23 protein-coding genes are annotated in these 26060 nt (G+C 61.3%); 15 read left to right on the top strand and 8 right to left on the bottom strand.

All coding sequences use genetic code 11. The features are described from left to right. The first annotated feature begins 56 nt into the window (after positions 1-56). The 3 genes from fes to entF are packed head-to-tail and all read left to right on the top strand — an operon-like array spanning position 57 to position 5333. Positions 57-1256, top strand: coding sequence for an enterochelin esterase (fes, locus tag PYW49_RS07580; RefSeq protein WP_320386118.1), 1200 nt, complete (start codon positions 57-59; stop codon positions 1254-1256). Positions 1257-1266: 10 nt separating this feature from the next. Next, positions 1267-1479, top strand: coding sequence for an MbtH family protein (locus PYW49_RS07575; protein ID WP_134348485.1), 213 nt, complete (start codon positions 1267-1269; stop codon positions 1477-1479). Continuing rightward, on the top strand, positions 1476-5333 hold the full coding sequence (entF, locus tag PYW49_RS07570; RefSeq protein WP_320386117.1) for an enterobactin non-ribosomal peptide synthetase EntF: 3858 nt from the start codon (positions 1476-1478) through the stop codon (positions 5331-5333). The genes PYW49_RS07575 and entF overlap by 4 nt, the downstream gene beginning before the upstream one ends. 87 nt (positions 5334-5420) lie before the next feature. Here the strand turns inward: entF and fepC are convergent, their stop codons facing one another. Genes fepC through fepD form a run of 3 tightly spaced genes read right to left on the bottom strand, consistent with a single transcriptional unit; the run spans position 5421 to position 8205 of the window. Then, positions 5421-6215, bottom strand: a complete 795-nt coding sequence (fepC, locus tag PYW49_RS07565) for an iron-enterobactin ABC transporter ATP-binding protein (protein ID WP_320386116.1) — start codon at positions 6213-6215, stop codon at positions 5421-5423. Beyond that, positions 6212-7204 (bottom strand): iron-enterobactin ABC transporter permease, encoded by a 993-nt coding sequence (gene fepG, locus PYW49_RS07560; RefSeq protein WP_320386115.1) that lies wholly within the window; start codon positions 7202-7204, stop codon positions 6212-6214. The genes fepC and fepG overlap by 4 nt, the downstream gene beginning before the upstream one ends. After that, a complete protein-coding gene (gene fepD / locus PYW49_RS07555; RefSeq protein ID WP_320386114.1) occupies positions 7201-8205 on the bottom strand; it encodes a Fe(3+)-siderophore ABC transporter permease in 1005 nt (334 codons plus the stop codon). The genes fepG and fepD overlap by 4 nt, the downstream gene beginning before the upstream one ends. Positions 8206-8313: 108 nt before the next feature. On the opposite strand from fepD, the gene entS reads away from it, so the two are divergent. Next, a complete protein-coding gene (gene entS, locus PYW49_RS07550) occupies positions 8314-9552 on the top strand; it encodes an enterobactin transporter EntS (protein ID WP_320386112.1) in 1239 nt (412 codons plus the stop codon). A gap of 77 nt (positions 9553-9629) precedes the next feature. On the opposite strand, the gene fepB is transcribed toward entS, so the two are convergent. Beyond that, positions 9630-10589 carry a Fe2+-enterobactin ABC transporter substrate-binding protein gene (fepB, locus tag PYW49_RS07545; protein WP_320386111.1) on the bottom strand — a complete coding sequence of 320 codons (960 nt, stop codon included), beginning with the start codon at positions 10587-10589 and terminating at the stop codon, positions 9630-9632. Between the two features lie 187 nt (positions 10590-10776). Here fepB and entC point away from each other — a divergent pair, with 187 nt between their 5' ends. From entC to PYW49_RS07510, 7 genes are all read left to right on the top strand, one after another. Beyond that, positions 10777-11952: an isochorismate synthase EntC gene (entC, locus tag PYW49_RS07540; RefSeq protein WP_320386109.1), complete on the top strand. Its 1176-nt coding sequence runs from the start codon at positions 10777-10779 to the stop codon at positions 11950-11952. A gap of 9 nt (positions 11953-11961) precedes the next feature. Next, positions 11962-13572: a (2,3-dihydroxybenzoyl)adenylate synthase EntE gene (gene entE, locus PYW49_RS07535; protein ID WP_320386108.1), complete on the top strand. Its 1611-nt coding sequence runs from the start codon at positions 11962-11964 to the stop codon at positions 13570-13572. Positions 13573-13582: 10 nt separating this feature from the next. After that, positions 13583-14437 carry an isochorismatase gene (locus PYW49_RS07530; RefSeq protein ID WP_320386107.1) on the top strand — a complete coding sequence of 285 codons (855 nt, stop codon included), beginning with the start codon at positions 13583-13585 and terminating at the stop codon, positions 14435-14437. Continuing rightward, positions 14437-15189 carry a 2,3-dihydro-2,3-dihydroxybenzoate dehydrogenase EntA gene (gene entA / locus PYW49_RS07525; RefSeq protein ID WP_407057606.1) on the top strand — a complete coding sequence of 251 codons (753 nt, stop codon included), beginning with the start codon at positions 14437-14439 and terminating at the stop codon, positions 15187-15189. The genes PYW49_RS07530 and entA overlap by 1 nt, the downstream gene beginning before the upstream one ends. After that, positions 15190-15603, top strand: coding sequence for a proofreading thioesterase EntH (gene entH, locus PYW49_RS07520; protein ID WP_320386105.1), 414 nt, complete (start codon positions 15190-15192; stop codon positions 15601-15603). 201 nt (positions 15604-15804) lie between these two features. After that, positions 15805-17910: a pyruvate/proton symporter CstA gene (cstA, locus tag PYW49_RS07515; protein ID WP_320386104.1), complete on the top strand. Its 2106-nt coding sequence runs from the start codon at positions 15805-15807 to the stop codon at positions 17908-17910. 59 nt (positions 17911-17969) lie between these two features. Further along, positions 17970-18167, top strand: coding sequence for a YbdD/YjiX family protein (locus tag PYW49_RS07510; protein WP_006809671.1), 198 nt, complete (start codon positions 17970-17972; stop codon positions 18165-18167). On the opposite strand, the gene PYW49_RS07505 is transcribed toward PYW49_RS07510, so the two are convergent. The 4 genes from PYW49_RS07505 to PYW49_RS07490 all read right to left on the bottom strand — a co-directional run bounded on the left by PYW49_RS07505 (position 18164) and on the right by PYW49_RS07490 (position 20918). Next, positions 18164-18568: a helix-turn-helix domain-containing protein gene (locus PYW49_RS07505; protein WP_320386102.1), complete on the bottom strand. Its 405-nt coding sequence runs from the start codon at positions 18566-18568 to the stop codon at positions 18164-18166. The genes PYW49_RS07510 and PYW49_RS07505 overlap by 4 nt on opposite strands. Beyond that, a complete protein-coding gene (locus PYW49_RS07500; RefSeq protein ID WP_023303272.1) occupies positions 18549-18845 on the bottom strand; it encodes a type II toxin-antitoxin system RelE family toxin in 297 nt (98 codons plus the stop codon). The genes PYW49_RS07505 and PYW49_RS07500 overlap by 20 nt, the downstream gene beginning before the upstream one ends. A gap of 183 nt (positions 18846-19028) precedes the next feature. Then, the gene (locus PYW49_RS07495; RefSeq protein ID WP_320386101.1) at positions 19029-19772 is read right to left on the bottom strand and encodes an SDR family NAD(P)-dependent oxidoreductase; all 744 of its coding nucleotides are present in this window, start codon (positions 19770-19772) and stop codon (positions 19029-19031) included. Between the two features lie 57 nt (positions 19773-19829). Then, positions 19830-20918, bottom strand: coding sequence for an oxidoreductase (locus PYW49_RS07490; RefSeq protein ID WP_320386100.1), 1089 nt, complete (start codon positions 20916-20918; stop codon positions 19830-19832). 160 nt (positions 20919-21078) lie between these two features. Here PYW49_RS07490 and PYW49_RS07485 point away from each other — a divergent pair, with 160 nt between their 5' ends. From PYW49_RS07485 to PYW49_RS07470, 4 genes are all read left to right on the top strand, one after another. Then, complete coding sequence (locus PYW49_RS07485) at positions 21079-22581, top strand: sugar ABC transporter ATP-binding protein (protein WP_320386099.1); 1503 nt, start codon at positions 21079-21081, stop codon at positions 22579-22581. Next, positions 22578-23573 carry an ABC transporter permease gene (locus tag PYW49_RS07480; RefSeq protein ID WP_134348469.1) on the top strand — a complete coding sequence of 332 codons (996 nt, stop codon included), beginning with the start codon at positions 22578-22580 and terminating at the stop codon, positions 23571-23573. The genes PYW49_RS07485 and PYW49_RS07480 overlap by 4 nt, the downstream gene beginning before the upstream one ends. A gap of 19 nt (positions 23574-23592) precedes the next feature. Beyond that, on the top strand, positions 23593-24657 hold the full coding sequence (locus tag PYW49_RS07475) for a sugar ABC transporter substrate-binding protein (RefSeq protein ID WP_320386098.1): 1065 nt from the start codon (positions 23593-23595) through the stop codon (positions 24655-24657). A 93-nt stretch (positions 24658-24750) separates the two neighbouring features. Beyond that, complete coding sequence (locus PYW49_RS07470; protein WP_320386097.1) at positions 24751-25992, top strand: LVIVD repeat-containing protein; 1242 nt, start codon at positions 24751-24753, stop codon at positions 25990-25992. Positions 25993-26060: the final 68 nt, after the last annotated feature.

The raw sequence follows: 26060 nt of genomic DNA, 5'->3' as shown, positions 1-26060 counted from the left end.
TTATCAATAAAGTTTGTCTTGAAACAAAAAAGACTGTTAAACATGAGGTTATAAGGGTGACGACGTTAACAACGGGAAGTGAAGCGTGGTGGCAGTCGAAAAAAGGGCCTGAATGGACACCGGAAAAGAGACAATATCGCGTCACGTTCTGGTGGCGTGACCCGGCAGGAACGCAACATTCGTCACCGATCAAACGCGTCTGGCTCTATATCACCGGCGTGACCGATCACCATCAAAATGCCCGCCCGCAGTCCCTCGAACGCATCCCGGATACCGACGTCTGGCAGTGGCAGGGCGAGTTCAGCCCCGAGTGGCGCGGGAGCTACTGTTTTATCCCCTCTGTGAATGAAGACGATTTTGCCGACGCGGTATTTGAAGGCCAGCAGCCGGAACGCATGGCGCTGCGCGAAGGCTGGCGCAAACTGCTGCCGCATGCGGTGTCTGACCCGCTGAATCCGCAGAGCTGGCGCGGCGGCCGCGGTCATGCCGTCTCGGCGCTGGAGATGCCGGAAGCCCCGGTTCAGCCGGGCTGGCATCATCCGGATACGCTCCACAACGCGCCGGCCTGCATTGAATGGGAAAGCGCGCGCCTGAAAAACCGCCGTCGCGTATGGATTTTCACCACCGGGGACGATAACCCGGAACGCCCGCTGGCGGTGCTGCTCGACGGCCAATTCTGGGCTGAAAGCATGCCTGTCTGGCCTGCGCTGGCGTCGCTCACCGCCGAGCGCAAACTGCCGCCAGCCGTTTACGTGTTAATCGATGCGATCGACATGGAGCATCGCAATCACGAGCTGCCGTGTAACCCCGATTTCTGGCGGGCGGTACAGGAGGAACTTCTCCCTCTTGTCAAAAACCACGCGCCGTTCAGCGACCGCGCCGACCGTACCGTGGTCGCTGGGCAAAGCTTTGGCGGCCTCTCTTCCCTTTATGCCGCGCTGAACTGGCCCCGGCGTTTTGGCTGCGTGCTGAGCCAGTCCGGCTCCTACTGGTGGCCGCACCGCGGCGGAAAGCAGGAAGGGCTGTTAATCGAACAACTTAAAGCGGGTGAGATAACCGCGCGCGGGCTGCGCATCGTCCTTGAGGCCGGGCGCAACGAGCCGCTGATTTTCAATGCTAATCAGGTGATTTACGCCGAGCTATGCGCGCAGCAGCAGGTTTACTGGCGTCAGGTCGACGGCGGGCACGACGCGCTTTGCTGGCGCGGAGGGCTGACGCAGGGGCTGATGACCCTCTGGCAGCCGCTTATTCAATAACGGAGTCTGTATGGAATTCAGCAACCCTTTCGATAACCCGCAGGGACAGTTCGCCATTTTGCAAAACGATCAGGGGCAGTACAGCCTGTGGCCGCAACAGTGCGAGCTGCCGGCAGGGTGGCGCGTGGTATGCGAAGCGCAATCGCAGGACGCGTGCCAGCAGTGGCTGGCGGAACGCTGGCAAACGCTGGAACCGTCTCATTTTGCGGAGGGGAACGCATGAATCGTCTTCCTCTCGTTGCCGCCCAGCCGGGGATCTGGATGGCGGAACAGCTGTCAACATTGCCAAACGCCTGGAGCGTGGCGCACTACACCGAACTGAACGGCGATATTGACGCGCCGCTGCTGGCAAAAGCCATTGCGAAAGGCATGATGCAGGCCGATACCCTGCGGATGCGTTTCAATGAGGACAACGGCGAGGTGTGGCAGTGGGTGGATGAAACCTTAATTCTGCCTGAGCCGTCCATCGTTCGCGTTGATTCCCACGCCGCCGCCGTGGCGCTGATGGAAGCCGATCTCAACCAGAACCTGCGCGTCGACAGCGGCCAGCCGCTGGCGTTTCACCAGCTGATTCAGGTCGGCGAGCGTCAGTGGTACTGGTACCAGCGCTATCATCATCTGGTGGTAGATGGCTTCAGCTTCCCGGCCATTACGCGTCAGATTGCCGCGATTTATGCCGCCTGGAAAAAGGGCGAACCGACGCCGACCTCCCCGTTCACGCCGTTTGCCGAGGTGGTGGAAGAGTATCAGCGCTATCGCGACAGCGAGGCATACGCGCGCGACGGTGCCTTCTGGGCTGAGCAGCGCAAGCAGCTGCCTTCTCCGGTCTCGCTCTCTTCCGCGCCGCTGCCGGGGCGCGCCGCCACTACCGATATTCTGCGCCTGAAAATTGCCGCCGACGGCCGTGCCTTTAGCCAGCTTGCGCAGTCGGCAGGGCAGGTGCAGCGCACCGATCTTGCGCTTGCGCTGGTGGCGCTGTGGCTCGGGCGCCTCACCGGACGGCTGGACTACGCCGCCGGGTTTATCTTTATGCGTCGCATGGGTTCCGCCGCGCTGACCGCGACCGGGCCGGTGCTCAATGTCCTGCCGCTGGCGGTGAATATCAATCCGCAGGAGAGCCTGCCCGCGCTGGCGCTGCGCCTGGCTAACCAGCTGAAAAAAATGCGTCGCCACCAGCGCTACGACGCCGAGCAGATCGTACGCGACAGCGGGAAGGCCGCAGGCGACGAAGCCCTGTTTGGCCCGGTGCTGAACATAAAGATGTTCGATTATCAGCTGGATATCGACGGCGTGGAGGCCATCACCCACACGCTGGCGACCGGCCCGGTGAACGATCTGGAGCTGGCGCTGTTCCCGGACGAGCAGGGCGATCTCCGCATTGAGATCCTCGCCAGTAAACAGCGTTACGATGAAGCAACGCTCACCCGCCACGTCGCGCGCCTGAACGCGATGCTGATGCAGTTTGCGGCCAACCCGGACCTGCGCTGCGGCGAAGTGGAAACCGTTTCAGTACAGGAATACGCGCAGCTTGTGTGCATCAACGATACCGGGCTGGCGCTGCCGTCCACCACGCTCGCGGAGCTGGTGGCGGAGCAGGCGAACAAAACGCCGGACGCCCCCGCGCTGGCTGATGCAAACGTTGAGCTGAGCTACCGTCAGATGCGCGAGCAGGTCGTCGCGCTGGCAAACTTACTGCGCGAACGCGGCGTGAAGCCCGGCGACAGCGTGGCGGTGGCCCTGCCGCGCTCGGTGTTCCTGACGCTGGCGCTGCACGGCATTGTGGAGGCGGGCGCCGCGTGGCTGCCGCTGGACACCGGCTACCCGGACGACCGTCTGCGGATGATGCTGGAGGACGCGAAGCCGTCCCTGCTGATCACCACCGACGAGCAGCTTCCGCGCTTTAGCGATCTTCCGGTGACTACCTTTAGTTACAACACTCTGTTACCGACTGCGGGTACTGAACCGATGCGGCTGGCGAAGCCGGAGCAGACGGCGTACATCATCTTTACCTCCGGTTCGACGGGGCGTCCGAAAGGCGTCATGGTGGGCCATACCGCTATCGTTAACCGTCTGAAGTGGATGCAGGATCGCTACCCTCTGAACGCGAGCGACGTAGTGGCGCAGAAAACACCGTGCAGCTTTGACGTGTCGGTGTGGGAGTTCTGGTGGCCGTTTATCGCCGGGGCGAAGCTGGTGATGGCCGAGCCGGACGCGCACCGCGATCCGCAGGCGATGCAGAGCTTTTTCGCACGGTACGGCGTGACCACCACCCACTTTGTGCCATCGATGCTGGCGGCGTTTATCGCCTCGCTGACGCCGGAAAACGTCGACTGCTGCCGGACGCTTAAACAGGTGTTTTGCAGCGGCGAAGCGTTGCCGACGGAGCTGTGTCGCGAGTGGGAACATCTGACCCATGTGCCACTGCATAACCTCTACGGCCCGACGGAAGCGGCGGTGGACGTCAGCTGGTATCCGGCGTATGGCCCTGAGCTGGCGGCGGTGGAGGGCAATAGCGTGCCGATCGGTTTCCCGGTGTGGAACACGGGGCTGCGTATTCTGGACGCGATGATGCGCCCGGTGCCGTTCGGCGTGGCGGGCGATCTGTATCTCACCGGCATTCAGCTGGCGCAGGGGTATCTGGGCCGTCCGGATCTCACCGCCAGCCGCTTTATCGCCGATCCGTTTGCCCCTGGCGAGCGGATGTATCGCACCGGCGACGTGGCCCGCTGGCTGGACAACGGTGCGGTGGAGTATCTGGGCCGCAGCGACGATCAGCTAAAAATTCGCGGTCAGCGCATTGAGCTGGGTGAAATCGACCGGGCGATGCAGTCGCTGCCGGACGTGGCCCAGGCCGTGGCGCACGCCTGCGTGTTCAACCAGGCGGCGGCAACCGGCGGCGATGCCCGTCAGCTGGTGGGATACGTCGTCTCTGAATCGGGTCTGCCGCTGGACCGCGACGCGCTGCTGGAATCGCTCAAAGCCCAGCTGCCGCCGCATATGGTGCCGGTGGTCTTATTGCAAATCAGCGCACTGCCGTTAAGTGCAAACGGCAAGCTCGATCGTAAGGCGCTGCCGCTGCCTGAACTGAACCGTAAAACCTCGGGACGTGCGCCGGAAAGCGAAACCGAAGTCGCCGTGGCGCAGGCGTTCTCGGCGCTGCTGGGCTGCGAGGTCAACGACATTGAGGCCGACTTCTTTGCCCTCGGCGGCCACTCGCTGCTGGCGATGCGCCTGGCGGCACAGCTTAGCCGCGCGTTTGCCCGCAAGGTTACGCCGGGACAGATTATGGTCGCCTCCACGGTCAACAAGCTCAGCGCGCTGCTGGACTCGCAGATGAGCGACGAGCAGGCTCAGCGTCTGGGGTTTGAAACCCTTCTTCCGCTGCGTGAAAGCAGCGGTCCGACGCTGTTCTGCTTCCATCCGGCGTCCGGTTTTGCGTGGCAGTTCAGCGTACTGGCGCGCTACCTCAGCCCGCGCTGGTCCATCATGGGCATTCAGTCGCCGCGCCCGGACGGGCCAATGCAGCAGTGTGCGGACCTGGATGGGGCGATCGAACATCACCTGAACACGTTGCGTATACAACAGCCGCAGGGGCCATACTATCTGTTCGGTTATTCTCTCGGCGGCACGCTGGCGCAGGGCATTGCGTCGCGTCTTTGCCAGTTGGGTGAAGAAGTGGCGTTCCTGGGCCTGCTGGATACCTGGCCGCCGGAAACCCAGAACTGGGCGGAGAAAGAGGCCAACGGCCTTGACCCGGAGGTGCTGGCGGAAATCGAGCGCGAGCGCCAGGCGTTTATTGCCGCGCAGCAGGGGCAGGGCTCCAGCGAGCTGTTTAACGCCATTGAGGGCAACTACGCTGATGCGGTGCGGCTGCTGACTACTGCGCACAGCGCGCGGTTTGAGGGTAAAGCGACGCTGTTTGTTGCCGAGCGCACGCGCACCATGGATCCGCAGGTTGCGTGGTCGCCGTGGGTAGCGGAGCTTGAGGTGTACAGTCAGGATTGCGCCCACGTGGATATCATTTCACCGCAGGCGTTTGAGTCGATTGGGCCGGTATTGAGGGAGATATTGGGATAACGTCAAAAGCGCCGGGTGGCGGCTACGCCTTACCCGGCCTACACTCGGCTCCCGTAGGCCGGGTAAGGCGTAGCCGCCACCCGGCAATTACCGCCGACCTAACGGAACCACCAGCGGCGTGCCCGCCACCGGATCGTCAATAATCATGCAGCGCATACCGTAGATCCGCTCGATCAGCTCCGGCGTCACAATCTCCTTTGGCGCACCCTGCGCCACAATCTCGCCGTTGCGCAGCGCAATCAAATGCGTGGCGTAGCGGCACGCCTGGTTCAAATCATGCAGCACCGCCGCCAGGGTATATCCCTGCGTACGGTTCAGCTCGCTCAGCAGCTCCAGCAGGTCAATCTGGTGGCTGATGTCCAGCCAGGTCGTCGGCTCGTCCAGCAGCATGATGGAGGTTTCCTGCGCCAGCACCATCGCGATCCACGCCCGCTGGCGCTGCCCGCCGGAGAGGGTATCCACGCTTTGCAGGGCGAGCTCGGTAATTCCTGTCGCCCGCATCGCCCGGTTGACCGCCTCGTCATCCTCTTTACGCCAGCGGGTAAACAGCGGCTGGTGCGGGTAGCGCCCGCGCGAGACCAGCTCCTGCACCGTGATGTCCCCTGGCGTGGTGGCATTCTGCGCCAGCAGCCCGATGCGCCGGGCAACCTCTTTGCTGGCGAAGCGCTGGATCTGCTCGCCGTCGAGAAACACGCTGCCCTCAACCGGCGTCATCAGGCGGCTCAGCGTGCGCAGCAGGGTCGATTTACCGCAGCCATTCGGGCCGATAATTGCCGTAAAGTGGCCGTCAGGTATCGCAACGGTTAAATCACGGACAATGATTTTTTTGCCGTAGCCGAGGGTGAGGTTGTCGCCGCGCAAGCGGGTGGTGGTATCGGTCATTTCTTGCGTGACTCCTGAACGAGCAAGACGATGAGGTAAATCCCGCCAAGGCTGACGGTCACTACGCCCACCGGAAGTTGATAAGGCATAAACAGCCGCTGGGCGCAGAGATCGGCGGCCAGCAGGAGCAACGCGCCGCAGAGCGCCGCCTGAGTGAGTCCCCAGCGCGCCGTCCCGCTAAGACGACGCGCGATATGCGGCGCCACGAGCGCGATAAACGAGATCGGCCCGGCGATGGCCGTAGAGGCTGCGGTCAGTAATACCGCCACCAGCATCAGCATCAGGCGTGAACGCTCAACGCCCACGCCCAGCGCGCAGGCGCTGTCGTCGCCCATCTCCAGCAGCCGCATGCGCCGTACCAGCAGCAGCGCGCCGATAAACATCAGCAAAATCAGCGGCGCGGCGGGCCAGGTTTTGCCCCACGTCAGGCCGTTGAGCGAGCCGGCGTACCACAGCCCGGCGGAGAGCGCGGTTTCCAGCGAGGCCTGCAGCAGGAGCCAGGTATTAAAGGCCATCAGCATGGCGCGGATGCCGATACCAATGATGATCAGGCGGAAGGTGTCGATACCGTTGCGCCAGGCAAGCGCCCAGATAAGCAGGGAAGTGAGAATGCCGCCCGCCATCGCCGTAAAAGTGATGGCCGTCAGGTGCTGACCAAACAGCACCATCGCCACCAGCACGCCGCTCCAGGCCCCGGTGTTGAGGCCCATCACGTCCGGGCTGCCGAGCGGGTTACGCATCAACGACTGGAAAATCGCACCACTGACGCCGAGCGCCGCGCCCACCAGAATTGCCATCGCCACGCGCGGCAGTCGCCACTCCGTCACCACCAGGGTGATAGTGCGCGGTGCGCTGCCGGTAAGGGCGTTAAAGACCTGGGCAACGTCGAGCGTGACCGCGCCGCTGCGCAGGCCCCAGACCGCCAGCAGCAAAATGACGACGGTCAGCAGGAAAACGCTGATGATTAACCGACGGGACGGGGCTATCATGCGCCACCTCCGCGCTTACGGCGCACGAGGAAAATCAGTACCGGCGCGCCGATAAAGGCGCTGACCACCGAAACGCGCAGTTCGCCGGGCACCAGCAGGCGGCCCAGCACGTCGGCAAACAGCAGCAGTGCAGGAGTGGCAAGCAGCGTCACTGGCAATGACCAGCGGTGATCCGCTCCCACCAGCCAGCGCGCCATATGCGGCATCATCAGGCCGATAAAGGCTATCGGGCCGACCACGGCGGTCGCGCTGCCGCACAGTACGGTGATGGCAAGAAGGCCAATGAGCTGCGTGCGCGCGACGCGGTTGCCAAGCGCGGTAGCGGTGTCGCTGCCGAGGCTCAGGCTGTTGAGCGAACGGCTTAAAAGCAGCGCCACAGCAGCGGCAATCATCACTGGGGTCGCCACCACTTTCAGGGTTTCAAGGGTGCGGATATCCAGCGAGCCGGCCTGCCAGAAGCGCAGCTGATCGTAAACGTCCGGGTTGAGCAGGGCGATGCCGTTAGACAGCCCTTCGAGCACCGCGCCGAGCGCCACGCCCGCCAGCGTCAGGCGGACCGGACTCAACTGGCCGCCGCCCTGGCTGCCGGTAAAGGCCACCACCAGCGAGGCGGCCAGCGCGCCGCAGAAGGCCATCGCCAGCTGTTCGGAAGGTGAGGTCAACCCGAACAGCGCCGCGCCGAGCACGATGGCAAAGCTGGCGCCGGAGTTAACGCCGAGAATACCGGGGTCCGCCAGCGGGTTACGGGTGAGGGTTTGCATCAGCGCCCCGGCAAGGCCGAGCGCGCCACCGGCAAGCAGCCCGGCAAGGGTGCGGGGCAGGCGGGCGTCGAGCACGATAACGCAGTCGGCGCTCCGGCAGGTGCCGGTGAGCGCATCAACGATAACGGCCGCGGGCAGCGGCTTCGCGCCGACCAGCAGACTGAGCGTAATCGCAAGGATCAACAGCAGCAATAAAACGGGCACGGCAGTGGCGCGCACCGAAGAAGAGGGAAACGACATAGCAACATCCATGATTTGATAATGATAGTGATTATCGTTATCTATCTTATTTGGCTATGTTAGCATGTGCGTCCATGGAATGGGTAGAATTACACTCAAGGCTTTGTCATGAATCAAAAATCCTGGCTGCTCAACCTCAGCCTGCTCAAAACGCACCCGGCGTATCGCGCCGTTTTTATCGCTCGCTTTATCTCCATTTTATCCCTTGGCCTGCTTGGCGTGGCCGTGCCGGTACAGATCCAGACCATGACGCACTCCAGCTGGCTGGTGGGGTTATCCGTCACCTTAACCGGTGGCTCGATGTTTATCGGCCTGATGATCGGCGGCGTGCTGGCGGACCGCTACGAGCGTAAAAAGCTGATCCTGCTGGCGCGCGGCACCTGCGGAGTGGGCTTTATCGGGCTGTGTCTGAACGCCATGCTGCCGGAGCCGTCGCTGATCGCCATTTACGTCCTTGGCCTGTGGGACGGCTTCTTTGCCTCGCTAGGTGTGACGGCGCTGCTGGCGGCCACGCCCACGCTGGTCGGGCGCGAAAACCTGATGCAGGCGGGAGCCATTACCATGCTTACCGTGCGTCTGGGATCGGTGATTTCGCCGATGGTCGGCGGCCTGCTGCTGGCGACGGGCAATGTGGCGTGGAACTACGGGCTGGCGGCGGCGGGGACCTTTATCACCACGCTGACGCTGCTGCGCCTGCCGCTCCTGCCACCTCCGCCGCAGCCGCGCGAGCATCCGCTGAAATCGCTGATGGCCGCTATTCGTTTTCTGTTCAGCAACCCGCTGATTGGCGGCATTGCGCTGCTCGGCGGCCTGCTGACCATGGCGAGCGCGGTGCGCGTGCTGTACCCGGCGCTGGCGGGAGAGTGGCAGATGAGCGCCTCGGAGATTGGCATTCTCTACGCCGCCATTCCGCTCGGCGCGGCGTGCGGGGCGCTGACCAGCGGCAACCTGGCGCAAAGCGCACGGCCGGGGTTGATTATGCTGCTTGCCACGCTGGCCTCGTTTATCGCCATTGGCTTCTTTAGCCTGATGCCGGTGTGGGTGCTGGGCGTGTTGTGCCTGGTGATTTTCGGCTGGCTGAGCGCCATCAGTTCGCTGTTGCAGTACACCCTGATCCAGACCCAGACGCCGGAAGGAATGCTCGGGCGCATCAACGGCCTGTGGACCGCGCAGAACGTCACTGGCGATGCCATTGGCGCGGCGATCCTCGGCGGCCTGGGGGCGATAATGACCCCGGTGGCGTCGGCGAGCAGCAGCGGGTTTGTACTGGCGATGGTTGGCGGGATCCTGTTAATGGTATTAGCAGAATTACGCCGGTTCAGGCAGGAGGGGGTGTTGACCCTGTAGGTCGGGTAAGGCGTAGCCGCCACCCGACAAAACGCCCGGTGGCGCTGCGCTTACCGGGCCTACTGGGAAGGAACCTCTTATTTAAAAATTGAATTCAAACGCTGCAACACCAACATCGCGCTGTAATAATCCAGACGGAACGTCTCCGTTCCCAGCGCCCAGACGCGCTTGTTCTTCACCGACGGCAGATGCGCCAGCAGCGGGTTGGCGTAAATCGCATCCACGTCTTTCTGGTCGCCGGCAAACACAAACAGCCCTTCGCCGTTGAGTCCCGTCGCCAGATTTTCACCGCCTAACTGAATAATGTCGTGGCGTTTGCCCTGGCTTTTCGAGGTCTGTAACCCGGCAGGCAGCTCCGCCAGCGTAAAGCCCAGCTGGTGCAAAAGCTTGCCCTGGGCCGATTCTGCGGTCCACAGGTTGGCGGAATGCGCGGCGGCGGTGTAGACGATGGCGTTCACCGGCTGCGGCGGCAGTTTCATCTGCTGTTTCACCTGCGCAAGCTGTTTATCAAAGGCGGCAATGCGCTCTGCGGCCTGCTTTTCCTGACCCGTAATGGTGCCCAGCTGGGTGAGCAGCGCCTGCCAGCTCTTGTCGTCGTAGTTGATGATGAGCGTCGGGGCGATGGCGGAGAGCTGGTCGTACAGCGCCAGGGCGGAATCCCCGCCGGTGGCGCTAATCAAAATCAGGTCAGGCATCTGGGCCGCGACCGCTTCGGCGCTCGGCTCGCCAATGTACAGCCGCGCGACCTTGCGCTGTTTAGCAATATCACCCCACTGGCGCAGGAACCCCTGCGCGTCCGCCACGCGGTTGTTCGGCGCGGTTGCACCGCTGGCGACGACCGGGGCGTCAATCGCCAGCAGGGAGCCGGTTAAGGTCACGCTGGTAGAGACAATGCGCGTCGGTTTGCTCTCCAGGGTATGCACGCCGCGGCTGTCGGTGACCTGACGGGGCCAGTCGGCAGCGGTGGCTGAGGTAAGTCCTAAAACAAAAAGTCCGATTAAAAGCAGGGGAGTACGGCAAACGGCAGGGAATTTCACAGCGCGATATCCTGTTTTTGTTGAAGATAATGCTTCTCATTTTCATTGTTGCCGCGAAGGGATGCAAGTTTTTGTCACACAAGTTATTTGCCCGACGGTTGACAGCGAAGCGATGTGGGATTAGGTTAGCCGACGAAAATATAAATGATAATCATTATTGCTTCTTTTATCATTTGAGGAGGATGATATGGATACGTCCCTGGCTGAGGAAGTTCAGCACACCGCAACCACGCTGCAATCAGACCGCTTTTTCTTTATGTCGCCTTACCGCAGCTTTACCACGTCCGGCTGTTTTGCCCGCTTCAATGAACCTGCCGTCGGCGGCGACGATCCGGCAGGTCACTTCCAGCAGAAATTAGCTCAGGCCTTCCGGAATGCAAAAGCCAACGGCATTGCTCACCCGGTGATGGTGGGGGCGATCCCGTTCGATACCCGCAAGCCCTCATCGCTGTTTATTCCGCAACGCTGGCAGACCTTTTCACGTCCCGCACGTCAGCAGTCCGCACGCTATTTCACCGGCTCGCAGGCGCTGAAGGTGGAACAACGCACTGAGATCCCGCCGCAGCCCGTGTTCGAAGAGATGGTCGCTCGCGCCGCGTCGCTCACCGCCACGCCTCAGGTGAACAAGGTGGTGCTGTCGCGCCTGATTGATATCGCGACCGACAAACATATGGATAGCGGTGCCCTGTTAGAGCGGCTGATCGCCCAGAACCCGGCGAGCTTCAACTTCCACGTGCCGCTGGAAGACGGCGGGGTGCTGCTGGGGGCAAGCCCGGAACTGCTGCTGCGCAAAGAGGGCGCGCACTTTAGCTCGCTGCCGCTGGCGGGCTCGGCGCGCCGCCAGCCGGACGACGTGCTGGATCGTGAAGCGGGCAACAAGCTGCTGGCTTCCGAAAAGGACCGCCACGAGCATGACCTTGTGACCCAGGCGATGAAAGCCATTCTCGCGCCCCGGAGCCATCATCTCAGCATGCCTGACTCTCCGCAGCTCATCACCACGCCGACGCTGTGGCATCTGGCGACGCCCGTGGAAGGGGAAGCGCGTGAAAACGAGAACGCCCTGACCCTGGCCTGCCTGCTGCACCCGACGCCAGCGCTGAGCGGCTTCCCGCATCAGGCGGCAAAAGATCTGATTGCCGAGCTGGAGCCGTTCGACCGCGAGCTGTTCGGCGGTATCGTCGGCTGGTGCGACAGCGAAGGCAACGGTGAGTGGGTGGTGACCATCCGCTGCGCGCGTCTGCATAAAAATAGCGTTCGCCTGTTTGCCGGTGCGGGCATTGTGCCCGCCTCCTCCCCGGTGGGCGAGTGGCGCGAAACCGGTGTGAAGCTTTCCACCATGCTCAACGTTTTTGGTTTGCACTAAGGAAGACTCATGACCATTACCTTTACCCGTTGGCCCGAGGAATTCGCCCGGTACTACCGTGAAAAAGGCTACTGGCAGGATTTGCCGTTAACCCACATTCTGACGGATCGCGCGGACAGCGATGCGGTGGCAATTATCGACGGCGAACGTCGTGTGACCTACCGCGCGTTTAATGAGGCCGTTAACAACCTGGCGTCTGCCCTTCAGGCGCGCGGGCTTCAGCGCGGCGAGACGGCGCTGGTGCAGCTTGGCAACGTAGCCGAGTTCTACATCACCTTCTTCGCGCTGCTGCAAATTGGCGTCGCACCGGTCAACGCGCTCTTCAGCCACCAGCGCAGCGAGTTGAATGCCTACGCCACGCAAATCAAACCCGCTGTATTGATTGCCGATCGCGACCACGCGCTGTTCGCGGGCGATGATTTCCTCAATGCTTTCGTGGATGAACACCGTTCGGTACGCGTCGTCCTGCTGCGCGGCGACAGGGGCGAGCATGCGCTGGAAACCGCGATCGCGCGCCCGGCAGACAATTTTATTGCCAACCCGACGCCCGCCGACGAAGTGGCGTTTTTCCAGCTTTCCGGCGGCAGCACCGGCACGCCCAAGCTTATCCCGCGTACGCATAATGATTACGACTACAGCATCCGCCGCAGCAACGAAATCTGCGGCATTACCGCCGAAACGCGTTATCTGAACGCGCTGCCCGCGGCGCATAACTACGCCATGAGCTCGCCGGGGTCGTTAGGCGTCTTTAGGGCAGGCGGTTGCGTGGTACTGGCAAACGACCCGAGCGCCACGCTCTGCTTCCCGCTGATTGAAAAGCATCAGATTACCGTCACCTCGCTGGTTCCCCCAGCGGTCAGCCTGTGGCTGCAGGCCATCGCCGACGGGGCGGGCAACGCGCAGCTAACGTCCCTCAAATTGCTGCAGGTGGGCGGCGCACGCCTTTCCGCCACGCTCGCGGCGCGTATTCCGGCCGAGATTGGCTGCCAGCTGCAGCAGGTGTTTGGCATGGCGGAAGGGCTGGTGAACTACACCGCGCTCGACGATACGCCGGAACGCATCATCAACACCCAGGGGCGCCCGATGTGCCCGGACGACGAAGTGTGGGTGGCGGACGAGCACGGCAACCCGCTGCCACGCGGGGAGGTCGGGCGTCTGATGACGCGCGGACCTTATACCTTTCGCGGCTATTACAACAGCCCGGAACACAACGCCAGCGCCTTCGACGCCGACGGCTTTTACTGCTCCGGCGATCTGATCGCCATTGACGAGCAGGGTTACATCACCGTGCAGGGGCGCGAGAAAGATCAGATCAACCGCGGTGGCGAGAAGATCGCCGCCGAGGAGATCGAGAACCTGCTGCTGCGCCACGAGGTGGTGATCCACGCCGCGCTGGTGAGTATGGAAGACAGCCTGCTGGGCGAGAAGAGCTGCGCGTATCTGGTGGTGAAACAGCCCCTGCGTGCGGTCGAGGTGCGTCGCTTCCTGCGCGAGCAGGGCGTTGCCGAATTCAAGCTACCGGACCGCGTGGAGAGCGTGGATGCGCTCCCGCTGACGCCGGTCGGCAAAGTCGATAAGAAACAGTTGCGCCTGTGGCTTGCTGAACGCGCCCGGGGCTGAGGAACAGAGTATGGCCATTCCAAAATTAACCGCTTACGCGCTGCCAACCGCCGCAGAGCTGCCGACCAGCAAAGTGAACTGGGCGTTTGAGCCTGAACGTGCCGCGCTGTTGATCCACGATATGCAGGAATACTTCCTGAACTTCTGGGGCGAAAATAGCGCGATGATGCAGCAGGTGGTGGCGAACATCGCCAGACTGCGCGCGTACTGCAAAGAACATAACATTCCGGTTTACTACACCGCCCAGCCAAAAGAGCAGAGCGACGAAGACCGCGCCCTGCTCAACGACATGTGGGGGCCGGGCCTGACCCGCTCGCCGGAACAGCAGCGTATCGTCGCTCAGCTGACGCCGGATGAAGCCGACACCGTGCTGGTGAAATGGCGCTACAGCGCTTTCCACCGCTCGCCGCTGGAGCAGATGCTGAAAGAGACGGGCCGCAACCAGCTGCTGATTACCGGCGTTTACGCCCACATCGGCTGCATGACCACCGCCACCGATGCGTTTATGCGCGACATCAAACCGTTCTTTATTGCCGACGCGCTGGCGGATTTCACCCGCGACGAGCATCTGATGTCCCTCAACTATGTGGCCGGGCGCTCTGGCCGCGTGGTGATGACCGACGAGCTGCTGCCGTCGGTTCCGGCCTCAAAGGCCGCGCTGCGTGAGATGATCCTGCCCCTGCTGGACGAGTCCGACGAGCCGATGGATGACGAAAACCTGATCGACTACGGTCTGGACTCGGTGCGCATGATGGCGCTGGCCGCCCGCTGGCGCAAAGTGCATGGCGATATCGACTTCGTGATGCTGGCCAAAAATCCCACCCTCGACGCCTGGTGGGCGCTGCTCTCCCGCGGGGTGAAGTGATGGGATTTGATTTCACCGGTAAAACCGTCTGGGTGACGGGGGCGGGTAAAGGCATTGGCTACGCGACGGCGCTGGCGTTCGCTGAGGCGGGCGCGCAGGTGACCGGGTTCGATCTGGCGTTTCCGCTGGGGGATTATCCGTTTACCACCGAAACGCTGGACGTGGCGGATGATGCGCAGGTCAGCGAGGTGTGCGGTCGCGCGCTCGGCACGATTGAACGTCTGGACGTGCTGGTGAACGCGGCGGGGATCCTGCGTATGGGGGCAACCGACCAGCTATCGCAGGAGGACTGGCAGCAGACCTTCGCGGTCAACGTTGGCGGCGCGTTTAACCTGTTCCAGCAGACGATGGGCCAGTTCCGTCGTCAGCAGGGCGGCGCGATTGTGACGGTAGCGTCAGATGCGGCACACACGCCGCGCATCGGCATGAGCGCCTACGGCGCGTCGAAAGCGGCGCTGAAAAGCCTGGCATTGACCGTCGGGCTGGAGCTGGCGGGCAGCGGCGTGCGCTGTAATCTGGTGTCGCCCGGCTCAACGGATACCGACATGCAGCGCAACCTGTGGAAAAGCGACGATGCGGAGCAGCAGCGCATTCGCGGCTTTGGTGAGCAGTTTAAGCTCGGCATTCCGCTCGGTAAAATCGCCCGTCCGCAGGAGATTGCCAGCACGGTGCTGTTCCTCGCCTCCGATGCCGCCAGCCATATTACCCTGCAGGATATCGTGGTGGACGGCGGCTCCACGCTGGGGACATAGATGATCTGGAAACGTCATTTACCGCTCGAGGAGCTGAACGCGACCAGCCTGAACTCCCTGGTGGCGCATCTCGGCATCGTCTATACCCGCCTCGGGGACGACACGCTGGAAGCGGAGATGCCGGTGGATGCGCGTACCCACCAGCCGTTTGGCCTGCTGCACGGCGGGGCCTCCGCGGCGCTGGCAGAAACGCTCGGCTCGATGGCCGGGTATCTGATGACCCGGGACGGGCAGAGCGTGGTGGGCACGGAGCTGAACGCCACGCATCATCGCGCGGTGTCGCACGGCAAGGTGCGCGGAGTATGCCAGCCGCTGCACGTCGGGCGCTCCAGCCAGAGCTGGGAGATTGTGGTCTTCGACGAGCAGGGACGGCGGTGCTGTACGTGTCGGTTGAGTACGATGGTGTTGGGTTAGAACGTGCCGGATTGCCGGGTGGCGCTGCGCTTACCCGGTCTACAAAACCAAAGCGTGAGTCCAGGAAGTGATCGGGTTAACAATGTGGTGTAAATCTCTGGTTTGACCACACATTATTGCGTTTCAAAGTTGTTAAATTTTTGCGGTTGTTCTAGAAACAAAATGTAACATCTCACTGTTTCATAACAACGGATAACCACGATGAACAACTCAGGGAAATACCTTATATGGGCAGGGCTCTCCGTTGTGGGAGCCTTTGCCCTGGGCTATATCGCCCTCAACCGGGGGGAACAGATCAACGCGCTGTGGATCGTTGTCGCCTCCGTCTGCATTTATCTGATCGCATATCGTTTTTATGGCCGCTTTATCGCGAAGAACGTCTTAGGGGTTGATGCCACGCGCATGACGCCCGCTGTTCGTCATAACGACGGGCTGGACTACGTTCCGACCGATAAAAAAGTGCTGTTCGGTCACCATTTTGCGGCGATTGCCGGAGCGGGTCCGCTGGTGGGACCGGTGCTGGCGGCGCAGATGGGCTACCTGCCGGGGATGATCTGGATCCTCGCTGGCGTAGTGCTGGCGGGCGCGGTGCAGGACTTTATGGTGTTGTTCGTCTCCACCCGCCGCGACGGTCGCTCGCTGGGCGAGCTGGTGAAAGAGGAGATGGGGGCAAAGGCCGGGGTTATTGCGCTGGTGGCGACCTTTATGATCATGGTGATCATCCTTGCGGTGCTGGCGATGATCGTGGTGAAAGCGCTGACCCACAGCCCGTGGGGGACGTATACCGTTGCCTTTACCATTCCGCTGGCGCTGTTTATGGGGATCTACATTCGCTATCTGCGTCCGGGCCGCATTGGTGAAGTGTCGGTGATTGGCCTGGTGTTCCTCGTGTTCGCCATTATCTCCGGCGGCTGGGTAGCAGAAAGCCCGACCTGGGCACCGTTCTTCGACTTCACCGGCGTACAGCTCACCTGGATGCTGGTGGGATACGGCTTTGTGGCGGCGGTGCTGCCGGTGTGGCTCCTGCTGGCCCCGCGCGACTACCTCTCCACCTTCCTGAAAATTGGTACTATCGTCGGGCTGGCGATCGGCATTCTGATTATGCGCCCGACCCTGACCATGCCCGCGCTGACCAAATTCATTGACGGCACCGGTCCGGTCTGGACCGGCAACCTGTTCCCGTTCCTGTTTATCACCATCGCCTGCGGTGCGGTGTCGGGCTTCCACGCCCTGATTGCCTCCGGCACCACGCCGAAGATGCTGGCGAATGAAAATCAGGCTTGCCTGATTGGCTACGGCGGCATGCTGATGGAGTCTTTCGTGGCCATCATGGCGCTGGTCTCCGCCTGTATCATCGACCCGGGCGTGTACTTCGCGATGAACAGCCCGATGGCGGTACTGGCCCCGGCCGGCACCGTTGACGTCGTGGCGTCTGCCGCGCAGGTCGTGAGCGGCTGGGGCTTTGCGATTACGCCAGACACGTTAACCAGCATTGCGAATGAGGTGGGCGAGCAGTCGATTATCTCCCGCGCAGGCGGGGCGCCTACGCTTGCGGTGGGCATGGCCTACATTCTCCACGGCGCGCTGGGGGGGCTGATGGACGTGTCGTTCTGGTATCACTTCGCCATTCTGTTTGAAGCGCTGTTTATCCTGACGGCGGTGGATGCGGGCACCCGTGCGGCGCGCTTTATGCTGCAGGATCTGCTGGGCGTGATCTCCCCGAACCTGAAGCGTACCGATTCGCTCCCGGCTAACCTGCTGGCAACGGCGCTGTGCGTGCTGGCGTGGGGCTATTTCCTGCATCAGGGCGTGGTGGATCCGCTGGGTGGGATTAACACCCTGTGGCCGCTGTTCGGTATCGCCAACCAGATGCTGGCAGGCATGGCGCTGATGCTCTGCGCGGTGGTGCTGTTCAAGATGAAGCGCCAGCGTTATGCATGGGTGGCGTTGCTGCCAACGGCGTGGCTGCTGATTTGTACCCTGACCGCGGGCTGGCAGAAAGCCTTCAGCCCGGACAATAAGGTGGGCTTCCTGGCGATTGCCAACAAGTTCCAGGCGATGATCGACAGCGGCAAGATCCCGGCGCAGTATACGGAATCACAACTGTCACAGCTGGTGTTTAACAACCGTCTGGATGCCGGGCTGACCATCTTCTTTATGGTGGTGGTCGTGGTGCTGGCGTTGTATTCTCTGAAGACCGCGCTGGCGGCACTGAAAGAAGACAAGCCGACGGCGAAAGAGACACCGTACGAGCCAATGCCTGAGAACCTGGATGTAATCGTGACCCAGGCGAAAGGGGCACATTAACCGGTAAGCCGGGTGGCGCTAGCGCTTACCCGGCCTACATAACCTGTGAGACCTGAAAGATGTTCGACACCCTCTCTAAAGCAGGTAAATACTTAGGCCAGGCCGCCAAAATGATGATTGGCGTGCCGGACTACGACAACTACGTCGAGCATATGCGGGTTAACCATCCGGACCAGACGCCAATGACGTACGAAGAATTTTTCCGCGATCGTCAGGACGCGCGCTACGGCGGCAAGGGCGGGGCGAAGTGCTGTTAACCCTCTTTCGGTAAATAGAGGCTGATCTGCTCCTGCTTACAGCCGTAAATGGCCGCCAGTTTTTCGCGGGTGCGCCTTTGCGGACGGGAGTCCAGCGCCTCTAGCTGTGACACGGCAGACTGGCTGATGCCGAGTTTCTCCGCCACCTCCTGCTGGGACATGCCGCGAAGAATGCGCCACGCGGCCTGCAGGCTGACGTTCTCGTTATGCATGACGTCGCACACTTCGCCAGGTAATCCTACGTCATCATAACAATCGTGTTCGACTTCAATATCCTCTAGATCATCATCGGTTTCGTCGTCAATTTCTGCCATCTGTAAGCACATACGAACGTATTCATCATAGGGAATAACGACGTACTGCGCTTTTCCGTCATCGTCCTTAATTAGCTGAACAGCCATAGGGGGCTTTCTCCTCGTGAAGGTAGGTCGTTGATGTTCTGCGCTTGACGGCCAAAACATAACAATGATTATCGGGATCGTCCCGAAGTGTAATCAGAATGCGGTAATCGCCAACGCGTAGCCGGAAATGATTTTCTGTTGCCGATATTTTTTTGATATCGGGCCGGGGAGCTGAGCGATCGTCCAGCTCAGCAAGTTTTGCTTTGATTCTTCGCTGATATCGGCCATCGATCTTGGAAAACTCTTTCTTTGCATTCTTTGACCAGACAATCTTCATCCGTACCTCCACTGTACGCCCACACAAAATATAAGGAAATAATAAGGCTATTAGATAAATTCCGAATTTCTTATGGGGTACTGTAGAGCGGAGAAAAAACGCAGGTAAGAGGCAAAACACAAACCGTCGAGGCGGCTCGAAAACGCCTCTGCCAGGCGACAGAGGCTTGCAGAAAATGTGCGATCAGGCGTTCAGACCGCCATCCACGTCCAGCCCTGTGCCGGAGATCTGCCCGGCGGCCGGGCTGGCAAGGAAGGTGACCGCCGCCGCGATGTCTTCCGGCTGGCCGTAGTGACCGACGGCAATCATCTGGCGCTGGGCTTCCGCCTGTTCCCCGTCCTCCGGGTTCATATCGCTGTTTGTCGGTCCTGGGTGAACAAGGTTAACGGTGATGCCGCGCGGGCCTAAATCGCGCGCCAGGCCGCGGGTGAGGGAGTTGAGGGCGGATTTCGTCATTGAGTAAACGGCAATACCCGGCATGGCCACGCGGTTAGCCAGACAGCTGCCGATGTTGATAATGCGCCCGCCGTCGGACATATGCACCAGCGCTTCCTGGATGGCGATGACCACCCCACGAATATTGACGTTGATAAGGGCGTCAATGTCCGCCAGCGTCATGGACTCCAGCGGGCCGCCGCGCGCGATCCCGGCGTTGTTGACCAGAATGTCCAGCCCGCCGAGAGAACGCGCCGCATGGGTGACGGCATCCTGAATCGCCTGCGCGCTGGCGCTGTCGGCCTGCACCGCTTCACCGTGCCGTCCAAGCGCCTTTATTTCATCGGCAACCGCCTGGGCTTTGTCGGCTGATTTTTCATACGTAATAACCACGTCGGCACCGGCGCGTGCCAGCGACAGCGCGATAGCGCGACCCAACCCACGGCTGGCGCCGGTAACCAGCGCCTTCTTACCTGTTAAATCGATCTGCATGATGACCTCGTTGCGAGAGTGATGAGAATCATCATTAGGTATAGACGGTCGGGGCGATTAACGGCTGAAGTATTCCACCTTCTCAAACGCCGCGCGCAGAACCTCAGGCGTTAACGTCACCGGCAGATAATGAATCGACTCCACCGGGCGCAGGGTGTGGGCAATAACCTTATCCAGTTCGTCGCGGTTATGGATATCGACCTCCAGCGCGCGAAGCGTGGTCGGCAGGTTAAAACGCCGATACGCCGAGACCAGCTGGCCCAGCACGTCATCCTGGCCGAGCAGGGCGCTTTGCACCAGAATGCCGTAGGCCACTTTGGTGCCGTGCAGGTATTTTTCCGTCTGCGGCAGCACGGTTAAGCCGTTGTGCACCGCATGCGCCGCCGCCACGCGCGTATAGCGTTCGCCCAGCCCGCCGACCATCCCGCCACCGGCAATAATGGCATCCACCACGTCCCTGAACGCCTGGGTTTGTTCGCCGCGCTGCTGGTCAGCCAGCGCTTCCTCGCTGTGCTCCAGCAGCACGTCGCGGATCGCCAGCGCGCCGTTAATGCCCAGACGCACGGTCAGCGGCAGGTTTTCAGGCTGCGGCGCGAGAACCACCGCTTCGTACCACTTCGCCAGCGTATCGCCAATTCCCGCCAGCAGATACTCCGCTGGCGCGTTGAGGATGATTTGCGGCTCCACCAGCGCCAGGAAGTTGGCGTCGTTGAATATCTCAAACTGCAGCGCCTGACCGGCATCGTTGTACCAGACGGAGAGCGGCGTCCACGCCGCACAGGTGGCAGCCACGGTGGGGATACCCACGAACGGAACACCTAAACGACGCGCCACGGCTTTCACCGTATCCATCACCGCGCCGCCGCCAACGCCGATCACCACGCTCGCACCGCTGCCGGCTTCGTTCACCAGGTGGGTGACGTCGCGCTCGCTGCAGTGGCCTTTAAACAGCAGGTGCTTTGCGCCCGGGGTGTTAAAGCTCTCCGGCAGGAAAGGGCGCGCGCCTTCGATGGCGCGCTCGCCGTAAATCCACACCGCGCGGGAAAGCTGTTCCGGGGTAAAGAAGTCATGCAGACGCGCAAGGCTTCCGGGATGAGAGAAATAGTTCGCCGGGCCTGGAACGACGCGGATGTCGGTGTTGCTCATGAAGGTGTCCTTTTTTAGGGAAGCGCTAACCCGATGTTATGTCTGGACATCCGGATGGCTAATAATATTTCGCTTTATCTTATGCCTTTTCCGTCGTTGTCAGTCAACCGGAGCTGTGAAAAATTCGATAAATCAGAGGAGTAATGAAGGATTTACGCGGATGGTTTCCAGTCGCCTTGAGATGCGTGGTATCAGCCTGGCCTTTTCCGGCTTTCAGGCACTGTCGCGCGTCAATTTCACCTTAACCGGCGGTTCCGTGCATGCGCTGACCGGTGCCAACGGCGCGGGGAAATCGACGCTGATGGCGGTGCTGTGCGGAACGCACGACCACTATGAGGGTGAAATCTGCATTAACAACCAGCCGGTGAGCATTCGTGAACCGCTGGACGCCAAACGGCTGGGGATCCACCTTGTGCAGCAGGAAGTGGACGTAGCGCTGATCCCGGGATTAACCATTGCCGAAAATATCATGCTCGACAGGCTGGCGCAGCCGGGGCACCGCTTCAGCTGGCGCACCGTTCGTCAGCAGGCGAGACAGGCGCTGTCGCAGCTGGACGTCTCCCTGGACGTGCGTCGCGTTATCGACAGCTGCTCGCTTGCCGAAAAGCAGCAGATTTTACTGGCGCGGGCGCTGTCCCACCACTGCCGTTTTTTAATTCTCGATGAGCCCACCGCGCCGCTGGACGCGCACGAAAGCGAGCGTCTGTTTGCCGTGGTAAAACGCTTAAAGCAGCAGGGCATCGGCGTGGTGTTTATCTCGCATCGTATTCACGAGCTAAAAGCCATCTGCGACACCCTGACGGTGCTGCGTGACGGGAAGCTGATAGAGTCCGGCCCGATGGCGGACCTCAGCGGCGAAGCGATTGTCGAGAAGATGCTCGGCCACGTGCTGAGCGATATCTACCCGCCCGCACGGCCCCCGCACGGCGGCGAAACGCTGCTGCGCGTGGAGGGGCTGCACGACGACGCGCTGCTGAAAGATATCTCCCTGCACCTGCGCAAAGGCGAAATTCTCGGCATCGCCGGGCTGGCGGGCGCGGGCAAAACCGAACTCTGCAAGGCGCTGTTTGGCGCCAGCAAAAGCCGCGTGGCGCGCGGTGAGCTGAATCATCAGCCCTGGAAACCGCGCGACCCGGCGGATTCCGTGCTGCGCGGGCTGGCGCTGGTGCCGGAAGAGCGACGCAAAGAGGGCATCTTTATCGACGAGCCGGTAAGCATGAACCTGGCGGTGACGGCGGATAACAGCTTCTCGCGCTGGAGCCTCTTTGGCCATCGTCAGGCGTGGAGATGGGCGGAGGAGGTCATTGCCCGCATCGGCGTTCGGGCGCGCGGCCCAGGCCAGGTGCTGCGCCGTCTGTCCGGCGGTAACCAGCAAAAAGTCGCCATCGGCAAATGGCTGCGCAATGACGCCAGCGTGTTGATATTCGACGAGCCGACTAAAGGCGTAGACGTGAAGGCCAAAACCGATCTGTTCCAGCTGATTGATGGCCTGGCGCGCGAGGGCAAAGGGGTCATTTACGCTTCCGGGGAATTTGCCGAGCTGGTGGGATTGTGCGACCGCATCTGCGTGCTGTGGGACGGACGTATCGTGGCGGAAATCGCCGGGGCCGAGGCCCGTGAAGAGACACTACTTTATTATTCAACCGGAGGAACGGCGCCGTGAGCAAGGCCCTTTCAGTGAACGCGGCGGCGTCTGGCCGTCAGCAGATTTTCGATTTTCTCTACAAGTGGGGCATGTTGCTGACCGTCGTCGCGCTGGTGGCCGTTTTTGGCCTGGCGTCGGACAGCTTCCTCGATCCGAACAACATCATCAATATTCTGCGCTCGATTGCCATCGTGACGGTCATTGCCATTGGCGTGTCGATTTCGCTGACCATCGGCGGGTTCGATCTCTCCGTGGGGTCAACGGCGTCGCTGGCGAACGCGCTGGTGATTTCGCTGTTCGTCTGGCACGGCTTCGGCACCACTGAGTCGATCCTTATCACCCTCGCGCTCTGCACGCTGGTGGGGCTGTTTAACGCTTTTCTGATCGTCATCCTGCGTATTCCGGACATGCTCGCGACGCTTGCCAGCCTGTTTGTGATCCAGGGCGTGGCAATGACCTACAGCTACGGCGGGTCGATTACCGAGAACATGGTGCTGCCGAGCGGCGACATGGCGGAAGGCACCATTCCGGCGGCGTTTAGCCTGCTGGGGCAGGTGCCGACCATCGTCATCATCATGCTAGTGGTGACGATTCTGGCGCAGCTTGGGCTGTCGCTCACTACTCATGGTCGTCGGATGTACGCCATTGGCGGTAACCCGGAAGCAGCGCGCCTCTCCGGGATACGCACCACGCGCTACAAGGTAGCGGCCTACGTGATTGCCTCGCTGCTGGCGGGCCTGGGCGGGATTTTGCTGGCGTCGCGCATCGGGTCGTCGCAGGTGAATGCGGGCGGCGGGTATCTGATGGATGCGGTAGCCGCGGCCTGGATTGGCTTCTCGCTGGCCGGATCCGGCAAGCCGAACGCGCTGGGAACGCTGGTCGGGGCGATCATTCTTGGCGTGCTGTCGAACGGGCTGGTGATGCTCTCGGTGCCGTATTACGCCATGGACATTATAAAAGGGCTGGTGCTCGCTGCAGCGCTGGCCATTACTTACATACAAAAACGCTGACAACACAACGGGATAAAAAATGAAAAAGATTGCACTCTCTTTGGTGGCACTTGGGTTACTCACTTCTTTGCCAGGCTTTGCGGCCACGCCCGCGCCGCTTCCGGCTGCCATTGCGAACCACGACGGCCCGATCCGCATCGCGGTGATCCGTAACCTTGGCTCCGACGACAACACCACGCAGTTTATTGCCGGGGCGATTCAGGAAGGGAAGAAGCTCGGCTTTAAGGTCAGCACCTTTTTAAGCAACGGGGACGATGCCAAATTCCAGGACTTCGTCAACCAGGCGATCAGCCAGAAATATGACGGGATTATTCTCTCTCAGGGGCGCGATCCGTACTCCACCGCGCTGGTGAAGAAGGCGGTGGATGCCGGGATTAAAGTTGCAGTATTTGATACCGCAGTAAATGGCGAGATTCCGGGCGTGACCGTTACCCAGCAGGACGATGCCTCCCTGACGAATCTCTCCTTCGGCCAGCTGGCGAAAGATTTCAACGGCAAAGCCAATATCGTCAAGCTGTGGGTCGCCGGCTTCCCGCCGATGGAGCGTCGTCAGGCGGCCTATAAAGAGCTGCAAAAGCAGTATCCGGACATCAAAGAGCTGGAGTCTATCGGCGCGGTCTCGTCTGACGTGCAGGGTGACACCGCCAACAAGGTGGGGGCGATCCTGGCGAAATACCCGAAAGGCAAAATTGACGCCATCTGGGGCACCTGGGACGCCTTCAGCCAGGGGGCCTATAAGGCGCTGAAAGAGAACGGCCGCACCGAGATCAAACTCTACAGCATCGACATCTCCAACCAGGATCTGCAGCTGATGCGCGAGCCGGGCAGCCCGTGGAAGGTGAGCGTGGCGGTGGATCCAAAGCTGATAGGTGCAACCAACGTGCGTCTGGTGGCGAACAAGATTGCCGGGGAAGCCACGCCAGCGACTTACGATTTCAAAGCAGCGGCCATTCCGCAGGCGCTGCTGACCGCCCAGCCGGGCGCGGTGAACGTAGCGTCGCTGGGGAAAATCATTCCGGGCTGGGGCCAGACCGAAGATTTTATCGCCCCGTGGTTTGCGACGCTGGAAGCGAAAAATAAATAAAACCAAGCCGGGTGGCGGCTGCGCCTTACCCGGCCTACATTTCGCACCTGTAGGCCTGGTAAGCGCAGCGCCACCGGGCGAAAGGAGTATAAGGTGTCTCAGTTACCCACCCCTGAATACAGCCGCAATATGCGGCTGATTGGCCATAGCGACCAGGGCGGTCGCCCTGACGGCGTACAGCTGATGGTGCACCGCGGTTTTGCTTATATCGGCCATATGGTGTCGCAGGGCTTTTCCATTGTGGACGTGCGCGACCCGAAAAACCCGAAACCCGTGGGCTATGTGCCCGCGCCGCCCGGCACCTGGAACGTGCACCTCCAGGCGCATGACGATCTGCTGCTGGTGATCAACGCCCGGGATCTGTTTGCCGATGCGCGTTTTGCCGACGAGAAGGTCTACTACACCCGGCAGGTGGGCGAGACCGTCAGCGACGTGCAGGGTAAAGGCTGGAGCGCAGGCTTGCGGGTATTTGATATCTCCACGCCGGATAAACCGCGCGAAATTGGCTTTCTGTCACTCAGCGGCATTGGCATTCACCGCATCTGGTACGTCGGCGGGCGCTGGGCGTATGTCTCGGCGCTGATCGACGGTTTTACCGACTACATTTTCCTGACCATCGATCTGGCCGATCCGCGCAAGCCTGAAGTGGCAGGGCGGTGGTGGCTGCCGGGCATGAACCAGGCCGAGGGCGAGCAGCCGGACTGGCCGGAAGGGAAACGCCACGCGCTGCACCACGCGATTATCGCCGGCGATACGGCGTACGGCAGTTGGCGCGACGGCGGGCTGACGCTGCTGGACGTGAAAGACCGCACGCAGCCGAAGCTGATTAGCCATCGCAACTGGAGCCCGCCGTTTGGCGGTGGGACGCACACCGCGCTGCCGCTGCCGGACCGCTCCCTGCTGGTAGTGCTCGACGAAGCGGTGCTCGACAATCAGGAAGACGGTGAAAAGCTGATCTGGCTGTTTGATATTCGCGAGCCGGCGAACCCGGTGAGCATCTCTACCTTCCCGCAGCCGGATGAAATCGACTACGTGGCGAAAGGCGCGCACTTTGGGCCGCATAACCTGCATGAAAACCGGCCGGGGAGCTTTGTCAGCTCAACGCTGATTTTTGCCACGTACCAGAATGCAGGCGTGCGGGCGTACGATATTTCCAATCCGTATCGCCCGGTTGAAACCGGTGCGCTGGTGCCCGCCGCGCCGGAGAAGATGATGGATACCCGGCCGAATCGCCCGCAGGTAATCCAGTCGTGCGATGTGTTTGTGGATGCGCAGGGAATTATTTACAGCACGGATTATAACGGCGGGTTGTCGGTGATTGAGTATCTGGGGTGAGTTTTTGCCGGGTGGCGGCTTCGCCTTACCCGGCCTACATTCGAATCGTAGGCCCGGTAAGCGCAGCA

Origin of the sequence: Enterobacter chinensis (assembly GCF_034008295.1) — a bacterium.
Classification (GTDB): Bacteria; Pseudomonadota; Gammaproteobacteria; order Enterobacterales; family Enterobacteriaceae; genus Enterobacter; species Enterobacter chinensis.
This window is presented reverse-complemented; position numbering and strand designations above follow the sequence as displayed.